Genomic DNA, 14,205 nt, shown 5'->3' with positions numbered 1-14,205 from the left:
TGTGCGGATGAATGTGGGAGGTGTTCGGATAAAGTCGATAATCAAGGGTTCTTGGTTTATCGTGTCGAGCGTTTGCGTTGTGCCATTGCCTGCGGTAACGGTGTGTTACACTCTTGCACTGCTGAGTGGGCCAGACGGTCGCGCGATGTGCTGCTTGCAGTACGCGTGAGGAAAGTCCGGGCTCCAGAGGGCGGGATGCCGGCTAACGGCCGGGCGGAGTGATCCGACGGAAAGCGCCGCAGAAAAGAAGACTCCCACCTGCGCCGCAAGGCGTAAAGGGAAAAGCTGAAACGGTGGTGTAAGAGACCACCAGCGTCGTGGCAACATGGCGGCTTGGCAAGCCCCATCCGGAGCAAGCGCGAATAGGAACGCTATGGGCCGGCCCGGTCCGCGTTCGGGTAGCGTGCGTGGAGCTGCACGGTAACGTGCAGACAAGATAAATGACCGTTCACGACAGAACCCGGCTTATCGGCCCACTCGGCACTTTGTTGACGCTGCGAACCCGTCAGCGCGGCAATCTGCCTTTCAAGCCTTCGGGCATGACCATAAGGTCAATGCCCTCGGCTTTCAAGGCACCTTGCTCGCGCTGACGGGTTCTCGCTTTCGTTGACGGAATCATCGGCGTTGTCATTCTTTTTACTAGGGTTATCGTATTATTGAGGCTGTTTGTTGCTGCGCTTTATTTTGTTGAGGGTCTTTGTTGGTCAGCTATTTTACTCTGCAATCGAATATTGAGGTTTCGGGCGAGTTTGTGGACCGCAAAAGCCGGTTTATTGCCCAGCTGGTCCATATTGAGTCCGAAGATGAGGCAAATGCCTTTATCGAGATGGTTCGCAAGCGTCATTACGATGCTCGGCACAATGTTCCCGCGTGGATTTTGGTCGATGGGCGCGAGCGTCAGAGCGATGACGGTGAGCCGAGCCGTACGAGCGGCATGCCGACGCTCGAGGTGCTGCGCGGCGTAGGACTCAAAAATGTTTGTTGCGTGGTGACGCGCTATTTTGGCGGCACGCTGCTGGGGCCCGGAGGCTTGGTACGCGCCTATACCGCGGCGACGCAGGCGGCGGTGGCCGCGGCTCAGGATGCCGGGCAGATCGTCGAGATGACGAGCGTCGTGCCCGTTGACGCGCATGTGGCCTATCCGCAGTATGAGCAGGTGCTTCGTTTGGCGCAGGATTGCGGTGCCAAGGTTTCGGACACCGATTACGCGGACGCTGTGACGATTCATTTGGTGTTTAAGGCGGGGGAGCAGGAACCGTTTTGCGCTAAGATGCGCGAGCTTATGGCGGGGCGCGAGCAGATTGAGGTCGGCGCCCCCGAATTTGCCGAGTTCTAACGACGAGGGCCGGCGTGCTTTTGGATGGATCCCAAGCGCGCCGGCCGTCGTTTTATGTCGCTGCCGTTTACTCGGCGAGCTGCTTTAGCACATCGCAGGCGATCTCGACCGCATCGTCGATGCAGCCGGGGCAGCTGCGCAGCGGTCCCTTATCCGATCCGATGCCCTTGAGCGTGCCGCAGATGGTCGTCGTGTTCTTCTCGCCAAAACGCTTGGCGACCTCGCGCGACAGCTTGTAGGTCTGGCCCTTGGTCTTGGGGTTTTCCATGCCGTCGCTCATCACGAAGCCCATGATGGCCACGGCGCCCGAGATGGCGCCGCAGGTTTCGGTCATGCCGCCCATGCCGGCGCCAAAGCCCTCGGTGAGAGTAAAGGCAATCTGGGGATCGAGGCCGACGGCTGGCGCGAGCGTACAGGCGACGGCCTGGGCACAGTTAAAGCCACGGGCGTGGTATTCGGCAGCCTGAGCCTGACAATCGGTGGTGTCGAGCTGGGTCGTATCGATGTGCTTCATCGTTGTCTCCTTGGTTGCGGTGTACCCGCCTATGGTACCCTTGCCGACGCATTCGTTCATCGAGAGCTTTGTGCATATCTCGCCGTTATTGTCGTACCAATACCTAAGTGTGGGGCAAATGAGCCCGATGTATCTGTCCAATAACCTACCTTGAGGATGGGTTGAGAGGGGTGCGGGGTAGCGGTATCGTGAACCGAATAAAAATGTAACCCAGGCAAGGGAGCTAAATATGAGTGAGCAGACCATCGGTACCACGTGTGTTCAGGGCGGTTATCGCCCGGGCGATGCGGAGCCGCGCCAGGTGCCCATCTATCAGTCCACCACGTGGAAGTACGACACGTCCGAGCATATGGGCAAGCTGTTTGACTTGGAGGAGTCGGGCTACTTCTACAGCCGCCTGCAGAATCCCACGTGCGACCTGGTTGCCGCCAAGATCTGCGAGATGGAGGGCGGTGCCGCGGCGATGCTCACGAGCTCGGGCATGGCTGCGAACTTCCTGGCGATCTTTAATGTGGCCGGTGCCGGCGATCACGTGGTCGCAAGCTCCGCTATCTACGGCGGTACCTACAACCTGCTCGCCCACACCATGGGCCGCATGGGCGTTACCTGCACGTTCGTTGCCCCCGACTGCACCGATGAGGAGCTCGAGGCAGCCTTTGAGCCCAACACCAAGCTCGTCTTTGGTGAGACCATCGCCAACCCCGCCCTTGCCGTGCTCGATATCGAGCGCTTTGCCAAGGCCGCGCATGACCACGGTGTGCCGCTGATGGTCGACAACACCTTCCCGACGCCCGTGATGTGCCGTCCCTTTGAGTGGGGCGCCGACATCGTTACGCACTCCACCACCAAGTATATGGATGGCCATGCGGCCTACCTGGGCGGCGTGATCGTCGACCACGGCCAGTTTGACTGGATGGCCCATGCGGACAAGTTCCCGGGTCTCACCACACCCGACGAGAGCTATCACGGCGTGACCTATGCCGAGAAGTTCGGCCGCGAGGGCGCCTTCATTACCAAGGCCACCGCACAGCTCATGCGCGATCTTGGCCCCATGCAGAACCCGCAGGCGGCATTTTTCCTGAACAGCTCGCTCGAGAGCCTGCATGTGCGCATGCCGCGTCATTGCGAGAACGGCCTGGCGGTCGCCAAGTTCCTGCAGAGCCATCCCAAGGTGCGCTTTGTGAGCTATCCGGGCCTGGAGGGCGACAAGTACTATGACATGGCTCAAAAGTACATGCCCAACGGTACGTGCGGCGTCGTGAGCTTTGGCTTTAACGGTGGTCGCGCGGCGGCCGAGACCTTTATGAAGAGTCTTAAGCTCGCCCAGATCGCCACGCATGTCGCGGATGCCCGCACCTGCTGCCTGCATCCTGCTAACGCCACGCACCGCCAGATGAACGACGAGGAGCTCATCGCCTGCGGCATCTCGGCCGACATGGTGCGCCTATCGTGCGGCCTCGAGGACACGGCCGATCTGATTGCCGACCTTGAGCAGGCGCTCGAGCAGTGCTAGGCTAGCTTTCGTACAAGGCGCTGATTCCGATAGATTGTCTCGGCGACCTTTAGTTCCGATTCCGTAGGCGGGACCCCAATCGCGATTGTCTATAGGCGATTGGGGCCCCGTTTTTGCGTTATGCCACTCGAAAGGATGGATATGGAGAAAACCGCAGAGCAGCTGCGCCGCGAGCGCATTGCCCTTGAGGGCGACACCCATGGCAAGAACAAATGGGCAATCTTGTTTACGGTGCTCATTATGACGTTTATGGCGTGTCTGGATTCGACCGTCGTGACCGTGGCGTTGCCCGTGATGCAAAAGGAGCTGGGTGTGGGCCTCGATCGCATTCAGCTGGTGAGCTCGGTGTATCTGCTTTCGACGTGCGTGGCCATGCTGCCGTTTGGTCGTTTGGGCGATGTGCGCGGCAAGGTGGGCGTGTTCCAGCTGGGTGTTATCGTCTTTACGGTTGGCTCGCTGCTGTGTGGCCTGTCGGCCTCGCTCGAGGTTCTTATTCTGGCGCGCATTGTTCAGGGTGTTGGTTGCGCGGCGGCCATGGCAAACAATATGGGCATCATCACCGAGTCGTTTCCGGCGCGCGAGCGCGGTCGTGCCATGGGCATTCTCGCGACCTTCGTGGCCCTCGGTATGATGTGCGGCCCCGTGCTCGGAGGCATGCTGGTGGCAAGTTTTCCTTGGGAGAGCATCTTCCTCATCAACCTGCCTATTGGCGTTATCTCGTTCATCGTGGGGCTCTACACGTTGCCGCATGTTAAGCCCGAGGCGGGCGAGCGTCCCATGCCCCTTTCGGAGGCTGCGCGTCGCTGCTTTGCAAATTCGGCCTTCACCATCAACCTTGCCTGCATGCTCATCGTGTTCGTTGGTATCGGTGCATCCGAGTTTATCCTGCCGTTCTATTTTCAGGACGCCCACGGCTTTGGTTCCGACATTTCCGGATTGCTCTTTTTGGCGCTGCCGATGGTGAATGCCTTTATCGGCCCGCTTTCGGGTACGGTTTCGGACCGCGTTGGCTGCGAGGGCCCCACGGCGGTGGGCCTGGGTGTGTACGTGTGCGGTCTTTTTGCGGTAAGCACGCTCGACGAGCACTCTTCCATCCCTGTGATCGTGTGCTGTGTCGCGTTTATGTCGTGCGGAACGTCGATTTTTCAGAGCCCCAATAACTCGCTGTACATGGGCTCGGCTCCGCGCGAAGCGCTCGGCTTTGCTGGCAGCCTGGGTAGCCTGGCGCGCTATGCGGGTATGGCAGTGGGCATTACGGTGGCGTCGAATATCCTGTATGGGCAGATGAGCGTGGCGATGGGCGAGGCCGTGACCAGTTTTGTTGCAGGCCGTCCGGATGTGTTCCTGTTTGGTTTTCGTTCGGTGTTCTATGTGTTGATGGCCGTGGCAGCCGTGGGCTTTGTCCTCTCGATGGTTCGTTTGGTGAGGATGCGCGCCCGCCATTAGCGTGTTGGGAGGCTGCCTGCCACGTATTCGCGCCGTCTCAAAAAACTGGTTTGTGGTGCGATGCGGCTTGTGGGACGGGCGGGGGTCGGTCCGTGGTAGACTATCGAACAACGTTTATTAATCGCGCGGTATCGTTGCCGCGAGAAGGGGTTGCGCCATGCAGGAGCTTGAGGATCGTATTCGCCATGACGGCATCGTAAAGGCCGGTAACGTCCTTAAGGTTGATGCCTTCCTCAACCACCAGTGCGACGTTGAGCTGTTCGATCACATGGGCGCTGAGTGGGCCCGTCTGTTCAAGGATGTCGAGATCAACAAGATCCTGACGATTGAGGCTTCGGGCATTGGTATGGCTTGCATCGCGGCTCAGCATTTTGGCGGCGTGCCGGTGGTCTTTGCCAAGAAGGCACAGTCCATCAACCTCGACGGCGAGCAGTACGCCACGACCATCTACTCCTTTACCAAGCAGAAGGAGTACCCGGTCATCGTTGGCAAGCGCTTCCTGTCCGAGGGCGACAAGGTCCTGATCATCGACGACTTCTTGGCCAACGGCTGCGCGCTCGAGGGTCTTATCAAGATCTGCGAGGCTGCAGGTGCCGAGGTATCCGGCATTGGCATTGCGGTGGAGAAGGGCTTCCAAGGCGGTGGCGATAAGCTCCGCGAGCGCGGCTTCCGCGTTGAGAGCCTGGCCCGTATCGCCGATATGGACTGCGAGACCGGCGAGATTACCTTCGCCTAAGTGCGTAACACAAGCGATTGGTATGCGATGTGACAAAGGGACTTTCCCTTTGTCACATTTTTTGTATAAGGGGAGGTGTTGATATGGATGAGAACAAGATGGGATGGCGCGAGTATGCGCGCTATGCCGAGATGTCAGTCGAGGAGTTGGCACGCGACTGCGAGGTTCAGGTGTTTCGTGCGACGGGCCCGGGTGGCCAGGGTGTGAACACGACGGACTCGGCGGTGCGCATGAAACATATCCCTTCGGGGATTACCGTGACGGCGCGCGAGAGCCGTAGTCAGTTTCAGAATCGTGCGAGTTGTCTGCGTAAGCTGAGGGCAGAGCTTGAGCGTCGTGGCCGTCCGCCGCGCCGTCGCGTCAAGACCAAAGTGCCACAGCGATCGCGCCAGCGCAGGCTCAATGATAAGCACTTCAACGCCATTAAAAAGGCTAACCGTCGCAAACCGGGCAGCGACGAGTAGCCGATTGTTTCGCTGGTCTTGCTAGCGGGTGGGGTGCCAGACTTGGAGGGCGCCGGGTAGGATGTCGACTTCGATGCGCGAGGCGACGATGGGCTCGCCGTCGGCCTGAATGGGGTAGTCGGGCTCCTCAAAGGTGAACTCGGCATGGCGGCAGCGGCGCATGCGAATCGGCGGCAGTTTGGTATGGTGGCCGTCTTTGGCCGAAAGGAACATGGGCAGGGCAACCGCGCGTGGGACGGGACCGCAGGCGTAGCAGACGTCGAGTATGCCATCGCAGGGATCGGCATCGGGGCAGATACGATAACCCGAGCCATACGTGGGCCCCAGCTGAATCGCCATGATGATTGCCCTCGCGCGCTCGGTGGGCGCGCCGTCAAAGCTGACTGTCATAGGATAGTTGCGATAGCGTAGGCCAAACTGCTCAAGTCCCGAGAGGGTGTAGAGCGGCGCGCCTGTCAAGCCGGTCTTTTTGCGCAGCTCGGTGGTGCCAAGGCCGATGGCGGCATCGATGCCGACCGAAAGCGTCTGGTCGTAGTACTCAACGGTAGCATCGCCGCTGCCGCTCGCAGGGTTCCACGAGCGAATGCGCCCGATGTCCTGATGCTGCAGCTCGCAGGTGAGCAGCGCGCCAAAATCCTTGCCGGAGAAATCGTCGATACCGAGCGTCTGGGCAAAATCGTTGCCGGAGCCCACGGGCAGGACGGCAAGAGCGGGGCGGGCGTCCTGCTTTTGCGTCATAAGCCCGTTGACGACCTCGTGAATCACGCCGTCGCCGCCAAGAGCGATAACGGTGCGATAGCCCTGAGCCTGCGCGGCCAGCTCCTTGGCGTGTCCCATACGCTCGGTCAGCACCAGGTCAAACTGGGATGCGCGTGCAGTCATGTCCAAAAAGCGTTGCAGGCGCTCGGCAACTTCGCGTGCCGCGCCCGACTGGGCGGCTGGGTTGGCGATGATGAGCGTGCGACCAAAATCAGTTGCGTGCATGGGGCGACTCCCGGCGTGTGACATGATAGTGCGGTCGCGCTCAGGTCGAATTACCCCCGATTGTGGCTGCACGGCGATTATTACATCTACTCTATCAGGTCGTTGTGGCGCTCGATAGCATCCGCTACCGTACCTCCCTCATCCACAATAAGCGAGCGGCGCTTGGGTGAGATGATGCGCTGGGCGGGGTACACGCCGCGGTGTCCGCCGGTTAGGTAGCTGATAAAGGCCACGATGACAAAGAACCCGGCGGCCGTGCCGTGGAACAGGTCGATGGCCATCATGCAGGTGGTGATGGGCACGTTGAGGCCGGCGCAGAACACGCCGAGCATGCCGAGAGCCGCCAGAAAACTGGGGTCAAGCCCGGTAAGGCAACCGATCCAGCCACCGAGTGCCGCACCGATGCCAAACAGGGGCGTGACCTCGCCGCCTTGGAAGCCCGCGCCCAGGGTAAGCGCTGTGACGACCAACTTGATGGCTGCGTCCGCCAGGGTGGTGTTGCCTGCAAATCCGGCGCCGGAAAGCCATGTGGAAAGGCCGGCGTAGTCCCAGGCGTCAAGGAGGGCATAGGCGGCCAAAACCACGAGTGCGCCCACGAGTGCGCGAGTAAGGTAATTGGTGATAAAGCGACCGTAAAGGCTTTTGACGGTTCGAACCGACCAGGCAAAGAGGCGTGCCGTCAGACCGAAGATAATTGCGCTGATAACAACGATGACAACCGTCCGTGGTGTCATGTTGGGAACGCTGGCGATGACATTCGCCTCGTACTCGGTTCCCAAGGCAAGTGACGTAAAGTAGCCGGTAAACGAGGCGACCAGGCAGTAGATGCCCGCGGTGTAGTCGATCTTGCCGATAAAGCACATCTCCATGCCAAAGAAAGCTCCAGCAAGGGGCGAGCCGAATACGGCGCCAAAGGCCGACGAGATGCCGGCGAGCATGAGGTCGTGGTGGTCATGTTTTTTGAGGTGGGCGAGGCTCGAGATGTTGCTGGCGATGGTCCCGCCAATCTGCACCGCGGCCCCCTCGCGACCGGCCGATCCGCCCGTTAGGTGCGTGAGCGTGGAGCAGACGAAGGTGAGGACGGCCATGCGCATATGGATGAGGCGTGTGCCCAGAGCGGAGTCGATGACCAGGTTGTTACCGCGTTTGGCGGCAAGACCGTGATTTTTGTACACCCATGCGGTGGCAACGCCCACAACGGGAAGCAGCGCGTAAATCCACGCATGGTGCTCGCGATAGTCGGTCGCGATATTCAACGAGGCCAAAAACGCCCAAGCGGCAACGCCCATGGCGAGCGAGACGATGACGACGAGTACGAGCAACTTAGCGCTCGCTAGTAGGTTGCGGGCGTTGCGGCGCGTGTCGGCAGCCAAGAGATGCTCGGAGCGGGTAAGTTGATGCCTGCCTGCCGTGATGACGTCATTAAGGGAGAAAAATCCGCCGTCGTCGAGCGGCTGGGAATGATTCTGCGCTTCGTTTGCGCTTTCGGGTTTGTCGTTATGAGCCATACGTTCCTCTTTTGGGTTGCAACACGAGCATTATAAAACGCGGTAAACGCGACGAGCCGGTGGGTTGGTTTCCATTCTGTTTCGCGGCCTGCAACCGACAGGTGTATTTGCGGGTACAGGCCGAGTCACGGTCGTGCGTCGGGGGGATTATACTGAGACAAGCATAATGAATCGGCGCCCTTGTTGTGCGCCGTGGCATTAAGAGGTGCATATGGCAGAGAAACTCATACCGCTGGAGGATGCGCAATCGATTGTTTTGTCGCACGTTGCTCCGACGGATCTCATCGAGATTCCCGTGTGGCAGGCCGCCGGTCTTCCCTTGGCCGAGGACGCGGTGGCCGATATCGACATCTCGCCGTTTGCCAACAGCGCTATGGACGGATATGCCGTGCGCTCGGCGGACTTGGCGCAGGCGTCTGACGAGGCGCCGGTGACGCTCGACGTTATCGGACACGAGGCCGCGGGCCATGTGTTTGAGGACACAATCGGCGCGGGCGAGACGGTCCGCATCATGACGGGCGCGCCGGTACCCGAAGGTGCCGATGCCGTGGTGAAGTACGAGATCGTCGACGTACTCGATGGCGACGGCAACGAGGGCTCGCGCGTTCGCTTCTCGGCGCCTGCCAAGGTAGGGGAGAACGTTCGCTCTGCCGCCGAGGAGGCCCATGCCGGCGATGTCGTGATGCGCGCTGGCGAGGTCGTGGCTCCGGCGGGCGCCGGCTTGTTGGCGAGCGCCGGTTATGCGAGCGTGAAGGTGCATGCCGCGCCGCGTGTGGGCATTATCTCGCTGGGCACGGAGCTGGTCGCGCCGGGTGAGCTGCCGGCGCGCGGGCAGATTCGCGACTCCAATTCGTCGGCGTTGATGGCCGAAGCGCTCGATGCAGGAGCCGAGCCCGTGTTCTACGGCATTGCGCCCGATGATGAGCAGGCGATTGCCGAGCTGGTGCATCGTGCCGTGCAGGAGTGCGATTTTGTCATTACGAGCGGTGGCGCCTCGGCAGGCGACTACGACTACGTGACGGCGCTCGTCCGGCGCGAGGGTGAGGTGCTGTTCGATCGCATCTCGATGCGTCCGGGCAAGGCCATCACGTTTGGCTTGCTTGGGGGTAAGCCCTACCTGGGACTTTCAGGCAATCCGGCCGCGGCGTATGTAGGCTTTGAGATGCTTGCGCGTCCGGCGATTCGCAAGATGCGCGGCTTTGCCGAGGGCGTGCGTCCCGTGCAGCAGGCGACGCTCACGCACGGCGTGAAAAAGCGACAGCATCGCCGCTTCTTCGATCGCGCCACGGTTTTGCGCGACCCCGAGACCGGTGAGCTGTTGGTGACCGAGGCCAAGACACAGAATTCGGCGCTGCTCGGCACAATGCAGCGGGCTAACTGCCTGCTGCGTATTGACGAAGGACCGTGCGACCTCAAGGCGGGCGATGTCGTGGATGTCGTGCGAGTCGACCTGCCTGAGGGCACGGTGCTATAGGAGGAATGTTATGGAGCTAAAGATTTCGATCGTGACGTGCTCGGATACGCGCGACCTTGCCCAGGACGAGGCGGGTGCCGCACTCGAGGAGCTTATCGAGGCGCAGGGATGGACGGTCGCCTCGCATGTGGTCGTGCGCGACGACGTCAGCGAGATCGGTGATGCCATTGTGGAAGCCGCCGATGAGTGCCACGCCAATGTCGTGCTCACCTGCGGCGGCACGGGGCTTTCGATGCGCGATGTGACGCCCGAGGCGACGCGTACCGTCTGCGATCGCGATGTGCCGGGTATTGCCGAGGCGATCCGTGCGTACTCCATGACCAAGACGCGCCGCGCCATGCTCTCGCGCGCCGTGTGCATGCAGCGTGGGTATACGCTTGTCATCAACTTTCCGGGATCCACGAAAGCGGCCCGCGAAAGCTGGGAGGCCGTGAGCGACCAGCTGGAGCATGCGGCCCAGATGACGGCGGGCGGCGGGCACACCAAATAAGCGCACTACCTGCGGCGGAGCGACCTTGCGAGTCGCTCCGCCTTTTTATGCATCGACAGCGCGGGCCGTCTCGTGGTTATTGGTAAAAGAAAATTATCAGGCGAGAAATCTTTATCACTGATATTATTCGCACGAAAGTATAATCTAATTACAGAATAAAGCCTGCGGTGGGGTACCCGGGCACAAGGTCCGAAAGGGTTGAACATGTTCGATATGGTTTCTCGCCGCGGATTCGTCTCACTCTCCGCTGTCGCCGCTGCCGGCCTTGGCCTTGCCGGCTGCTCCGGCAACAAGGAGCCTGAGTCGACCGGTTCCGATGCCGGCTCCGCCAAGATTTCGTCCAAGAAGGCTGTCGAGCTGCAGGTCTTTGCCGCCAACTCGCTCGAGAAGGCTCTGCCCGAGGTTCAGGAGCTCTACACCGACCAGACCGGTACCACCTTTGCCGACACGCAGTTTAAGGCGTCCGGCGACCTTGTCGAGCAGATGCGCGCCGGCGCCACGGTCGACGTGCTCATCACAGCCTCCAAGGGCACCATGGACGACGCCGAGGCCGCCGAGCTCGTCGACGCCGACACGCGTGAGGATATGTTCGTCAACGATCTTGTGGTCATTCGCGCCGAGGGCTCCGACACCAAGGTCGAGGCCATCGCCGACATCGCGAGCCTGGACGGCAAGATCGCCATCGGCGACGCCAAGACCGTTCCTGCCGGCAAGTACGCCAATCAGGCACTGGCCTCCGCGGGCCTCTACACCGGTGCCGAGGGTGACGATGGCGAGTACGCACCCGAGATCGCCGACAAGGTCGCACTGGCCGACAAAGTTGGTACCGCCGCCGCCTATGTGTCTACGGGCGACTGCGTGGCCGGTTTTGTCTACAGCTCCGATATCTTCCGCTATGACGGCATCGAGGAGGCCTTCGTGTGCCCCGAGGATTCGCACAAGCCCATCGTGTACCCGGGCGCCGTTGCCGAGAGCTCCGAGCACGCCGACGAGGCCAAGGCATTTATCGACTTCTGTCTGACCAACAAGAAGGCTCAGAAGATTTGGGCTAAGTACGGCTTTGAGCTTTCCGAGTAGTGCGGCTTGGCGCGATAATTCCATCGTTTTGTGTCTCACTCCGTCCTTGTGTTCGCTTGGAGCTTTTCGTGCTTAATAGATTCCGCATGCTTGTCGTCTGTGCTTTGACCCTCGCGCTTTGCTGGGTGCCGGGACTTGCGTTTGCTGGGGACGCTGAGGACGGGGCCCAGGTTGCTGCGACCGCTCATGGGCTTTCCTATGGGATCGAGGGTTTTGAGCGGTTGGCCAAGGGGACCGCTCGTGCCATGGAGGGCCAGCCTGAGGGCTATCGGTTTCCCGTTGACGAGGACGTGGACCTTGTAGTGGCGCCCGCTGCCGATCGCGTTGTGGTGTGGATATCGCCCAAGGCAGTCGAGAAGTATGGTTTGGATCCGCAGGACAACGAGTGCGTATCGGGTCTCAAGGCTCTCGTCTGTGAGCTCGACAGCGCAAACTGCATGGGAGGTGCGCAGCTGGGGGACGTGGATCTTCCTTGGTATGTCACGGCGGAAACAACGTTTGATGCCGGCGGGTATACCTATGGCTTTGATGTGCGTGGTGCGGATGGGGACCGCTATGTGGTGATTGCGTCAGCCTCGGGTGATGCCAAGGGCGGCGCGCGTTGGCTTGATAGCGCTCAAATGGTAGAAGCATCGTCTGTCGTGTTGCGGGATGAGCAGGGGCCCTTGGCCTCTCTGGCCTCCTTTTTGGGCAACATCGACTATCGCCCGTTTTGGGTGTCTATCAAAACGAGCGGCCTTGCCCTGCTGATCTCCTTTGCGCTGGGCCTGTTTGCCGCATGGAAGACCATGGGTACGACGAGCCGCGTGAAGGGCCTACTCGACTCGGTCTTTACCATCCCGATGGTGCTGCCTCCCACGGTGTGTGGCTTTCTGCTCCTCATGCTGTTTGGCCGCTCAACCGGGGTTGGCCAGTGGCTTATTGCACACAGTATCTCGATCGTCTTTACGTGGCCCGCGGCGGTGATATCTGCCGTGGTGGTGTCGTTTCCCCTGGTCTACCGTACGGCACTCGGAGCCTTCGAGAGCCTTGACACGCAGATGCTCGATGCGGCGCGAACCCTGGGATGGTCCGAGCGTCGCATCTTTACCAAGCTTATGATGCCGCTTGGCTGGCCCTCGATTGCCGCCGGCACGGTGCTCGCCTTTGCCCGCGCGATGGGCGAGTTTGGTTGCACCCTGTTCCTTGCGGGCAACTACGCCGGCATTACCCAGACCATCCCTATCGCCATCTACTTTGAGTGGATGGGCGGCAACACCTCGGTGGCCCTCTTTTGGGTCGTCGTCGTGATCGTGTTTAGTTTCCTGGTCATCCTGTTCATCAACATGTACACGGCGCATTCGCAAAAGTATCGCGAGCGTGGTCTCTCCCGTGCAGAGCGCAAACAGGCCAAGCAGCTGGGTAGCCAGATCGATTCGCTCGACCCAGTGGGCGGCGATGCGCTGCGTATCGATCGCGAGGCGCTGGCCGAGCTCATGCGCGATGACGCCGTCTCGAAGGGAGGTCGATAGACCATGTCGCTTGTCCTGGATATCAAAAAGCGCTATCCCGGGTTTATGCTCGACATGCAGCTCGATGCCGGCGAGGAGCGTGTGGCGCTGCTCGGCGCCTCCGGATGCGGCAAGAGCTGCACCTTGCGCTGTATTGCCGGCGTGGAGACGCCCGACGAGGGCAAGATCGTCGTCAACGGCGTGACCTTCTTTGACTCTGCGACGGGCATCAACCTTTCGCCCCAGGAGCGAAAATGCGCCCTGATGTTTCAAAACTATCAGCTGTTCCCTAATATGACGGTGGCCGATAACGTGTGCGCCGGCGTTGAGGGTGCAGGCGACGCCGCAGCGCGCAGACGACTTGCCGAGCGCTACCTGGGTATCTTTGGACTGGTCGACTTTGCCGACCGTTATCCCGCGCGCCTCTCGGGCGGCCAGCAGCAGCGTGTGGCGCTTGCTCGCATGGTGGCGGCACACCCGGGCATTTTTATGTTCGATGAGCCCATGAGCGCGCTCGACGCGTATCTCAAGAGCGCGCTTGAGCAGAACATGCTCGACCTGTTCGACGTCTGTAACCGTACCGTGCTCTACGTGAGCCACGATATTGACGAGGCATGCCGCCTGTGCGAGCGCATTTGCGTGATGCATAACGGACATGTGGAGGAGATCGGCTCCGTCGAGGACGTGGTCCGCCGGCCGCAATCCTTGGCTGCGCTGCGCCTGACGGGCTGCAAGAATACGAGCCGCGCGCGCAAGATCGGGCTTCAGGAAGTTGAGGCCCTGGACTGGGGCATGACCTTCAACGTGGGCCGTGAGGTTCCCGATAACGTGGCGTACCTGGGTATTCGTGCGAGCTACTTCCATGTGGACAACCGTGCCGAGCGGGGTCGCAACAGCTATGACCTGCACGTGGCCCGAGTGAGCGATTCGCGTTTTGAGCGCCTGGTGCTGCTGGACGCGCCGCGTGCCGATGCGCCGACGCGCCTGCAGTGGAAGGTCAACAAAGTGGGCATGCCTGTCGACGAGCTGCCGCAAGCAGGCGAGACGCTGCGCATGCATTTTGATGCCAGCAGGATCCATTTGGTTTGTCGATAGCGCCGGGTAGTGCCGTCGGGGGATATAAGCCTCGGCGGCTTTGTTTTTGCCGTTCGCCGAATGAGGAATGACAAATTC

General features: G+C 60.6%; 13 protein-coding genes and 1 other RNA gene. 11 read left to right on the top strand and 3 right to left on the bottom strand.

The window, feature by feature from the left end:
- Positions 1-122: 122 nt before the first annotated feature.
- Positions 123-484, top strand: an RNA gene (rnpB, locus tag DW171_RS05635) — RNase P RNA component class A.
- 213 nt (positions 485-697) lie between these two features.
- Complete coding sequence (locus tag DW171_RS05630) at positions 698-1,336, top strand: YigZ family protein (RefSeq protein WP_118270679.1); 639 nt, start codon at positions 698-700, stop codon at positions 1,334-1,336.
- Positions 1,337-1,403: 67 nt separating this feature from the next.
- Here the strand turns inward: DW171_RS05630 and DW171_RS05625 are convergent, their stop codons facing one another.
- Positions 1,404-1,850, bottom strand: coding sequence for a C-GCAxxG-C-C family protein (locus DW171_RS05625; protein WP_117786461.1), 447 nt, complete (start codon positions 1,848-1,850; stop codon positions 1,404-1,406).
- A 229-nt stretch (positions 1,851-2,079) separates the two neighbouring features.
- On the opposite strand from DW171_RS05625, the gene DW171_RS05620 reads away from it, so the two are divergent.
- From DW171_RS05620 to DW171_RS05605, 4 genes are all read left to right on the top strand, one after another.
- Positions 2,080-3,363, top strand: a complete 1,284-nt coding sequence (locus DW171_RS05620; RefSeq protein ID WP_117786462.1) for an O-acetylhomoserine aminocarboxypropyltransferase/cysteine synthase family protein — start codon at positions 2,080-2,082, stop codon at positions 3,361-3,363.
- A 141-nt stretch (positions 3,364-3,504) separates the two neighbouring features.
- Positions 3,505-4,809 (top strand): MFS transporter, encoded by a 1,305-nt coding sequence (locus tag DW171_RS05615; RefSeq protein ID WP_117786463.1) that lies wholly within the window; start codon positions 3,505-3,507, stop codon positions 4,807-4,809.
- A 157-nt stretch (positions 4,810-4,966) separates the two neighbouring features.
- On the top strand, positions 4,967-5,545 hold the full coding sequence (locus DW171_RS05610) for a xanthine phosphoribosyltransferase (protein WP_117629416.1): 579 nt from the start codon (positions 4,967-4,969) through the stop codon (positions 5,543-5,545).
- Positions 5,546-5,628: 83 nt separating this feature from the next.
- Positions 5,629-6,009, top strand: coding sequence for a peptide chain release factor-like protein (locus tag DW171_RS05605; protein ID WP_369832466.1), 381 nt, complete (start codon positions 5,629-5,631; stop codon positions 6,007-6,009).
- Positions 6,010-6,030: 21 nt separating this feature from the next.
- Here the strand turns inward: DW171_RS05605 and DW171_RS05600 are convergent, their stop codons facing one another.
- Positions 6,031-6,993, bottom strand: coding sequence for a diacylglycerol kinase family protein (locus DW171_RS05600; protein WP_118270678.1), 963 nt, complete (start codon positions 6,991-6,993; stop codon positions 6,031-6,033).
- A gap of 86 nt (positions 6,994-7,079) precedes the next feature.
- A complete protein-coding gene (locus tag DW171_RS05595; RefSeq protein WP_199575590.1) occupies positions 7,080-8,501 on the bottom strand; it encodes a chloride channel protein in 1,422 nt (473 codons plus the stop codon).
- A 211-nt stretch (positions 8,502-8,712) separates the two neighbouring features.
- Between DW171_RS05595 and glp the strand changes: the two genes are divergently transcribed.
- The 5 genes from glp (at position 8,713) to DW171_RS05570 (ending at position 14,127) form a co-directional block, all read left to right on the top strand.
- Positions 8,713-9,975, top strand: a complete 1,263-nt coding sequence (glp, locus tag DW171_RS05590; RefSeq protein WP_117786466.1) for a gephyrin-like molybdotransferase Glp — start codon at positions 8,713-8,715, stop codon at positions 9,973-9,975.
- Between the two features lie 10 nt (positions 9,976-9,985).
- Positions 9,986-10,465 carry a molybdenum cofactor biosynthesis protein B gene (locus DW171_RS05585; protein ID WP_117786467.1) on the top strand — a complete coding sequence of 160 codons (480 nt, stop codon included), beginning with the start codon at positions 9,986-9,988 and terminating at the stop codon, positions 10,463-10,465.
- Positions 10,466-10,669: 204 nt separating this feature from the next.
- Positions 10,670-11,542 carry a molybdate ABC transporter substrate-binding protein gene (modA, locus tag DW171_RS05580; RefSeq protein ID WP_117786468.1) on the top strand — a complete coding sequence of 291 codons (873 nt, stop codon included), beginning with the start codon at positions 10,670-10,672 and terminating at the stop codon, positions 11,540-11,542.
- Positions 11,543-11,610: 68 nt separating this feature from the next.
- The gene (gene modB / locus DW171_RS05575; protein ID WP_233539111.1) at positions 11,611-13,053 is read left to right on the top strand and encodes a molybdate ABC transporter permease subunit; all 1,443 of its coding nucleotides are present in this window, start codon (positions 11,611-11,613) and stop codon (positions 13,051-13,053) included.
- A gap of 3 nt (positions 13,054-13,056) precedes the next feature.
- Positions 13,057-14,127, top strand: a complete 1,071-nt coding sequence (locus tag DW171_RS05570) for a sulfate/molybdate ABC transporter ATP-binding protein (RefSeq protein ID WP_117786470.1) — start codon at positions 13,057-13,059, stop codon at positions 14,125-14,127.
- The last annotated feature ends 78 nt before the right edge of the window (positions 14,128-14,205 follow it).

It is taken from the genome of Collinsella sp. AM15-2 (assembly GCF_003471985.1).
Lineage (GTDB): Bacteria > Actinomycetota > Coriobacteriia > Coriobacteriales > Coriobacteriaceae > Collinsella.
The sequence above is the reverse complement of the archived record's forward strand: the minus strand, read 5'-3'. Positions and strand labels throughout refer to the sequence as shown.

Excerpts from the sequence above, each read along its gene's own strand:
- DW171_RS05625 (WP_117786461.1), bottom strand. The coding sequence starts at position 1,850 with ATGAAGCACATCGATACGACCCAGCTCGACACCACCGATTGTCAGGCT.
- DW171_RS05620 (WP_117786462.1), top strand. The coding sequence starts at position 2,080 with ATGAGTGAGCAGACCATCGGTACCACGTGTGTTCAGGGCGGTTATCGC.
- DW171_RS05615 (WP_117786463.1), top strand. The coding sequence starts at position 3,505 with ATGGAGAAAACCGCAGAGCAGCTGCGCCGCGAGCGCATTGCCCTTGAG.
- DW171_RS05610 (WP_117629416.1), top strand. The coding sequence starts at position 4,967 with ATGCAGGAGCTTGAGGATCGTATTCGCCATGACGGCATCGTAAAGGCC.
- DW171_RS05605 (WP_369832466.1), top strand. The coding sequence starts at position 5,629 with ATGGATGAGAACAAGATGGGATGGCGCGAGTATGCGCGCTATGCCGAG.
- DW171_RS05600 (WP_118270678.1), bottom strand. The coding sequence starts at position 6,993 with ATGCACGCAACTGATTTTGGTCGCACGCTCATCATCGCCAACCCAGCC.
- DW171_RS05595 (WP_199575590.1), bottom strand. The coding sequence starts at position 8,501 with ATGGCTCATAACGACAAACCCGAAAGCGCAAACGAAGCGCAGAATCAT.
- glp (WP_117786466.1), top strand. The coding sequence starts at position 8,713 with ATGGCAGAGAAACTCATACCGCTGGAGGATGCGCAATCGATTGTTTTG.
- DW171_RS05585 (WP_117786467.1), top strand. The coding sequence starts at position 9,986 with ATGGAGCTAAAGATTTCGATCGTGACGTGCTCGGATACGCGCGACCTT.
- modA (WP_117786468.1), top strand. The coding sequence starts at position 10,670 with ATGTTCGATATGGTTTCTCGCCGCGGATTCGTCTCACTCTCCGCTGTC.
- DW171_RS05570 (WP_117786470.1), top strand. The coding sequence starts at position 13,057 with ATGTCGCTTGTCCTGGATATCAAAAAGCGCTATCCCGGGTTTATGCTC.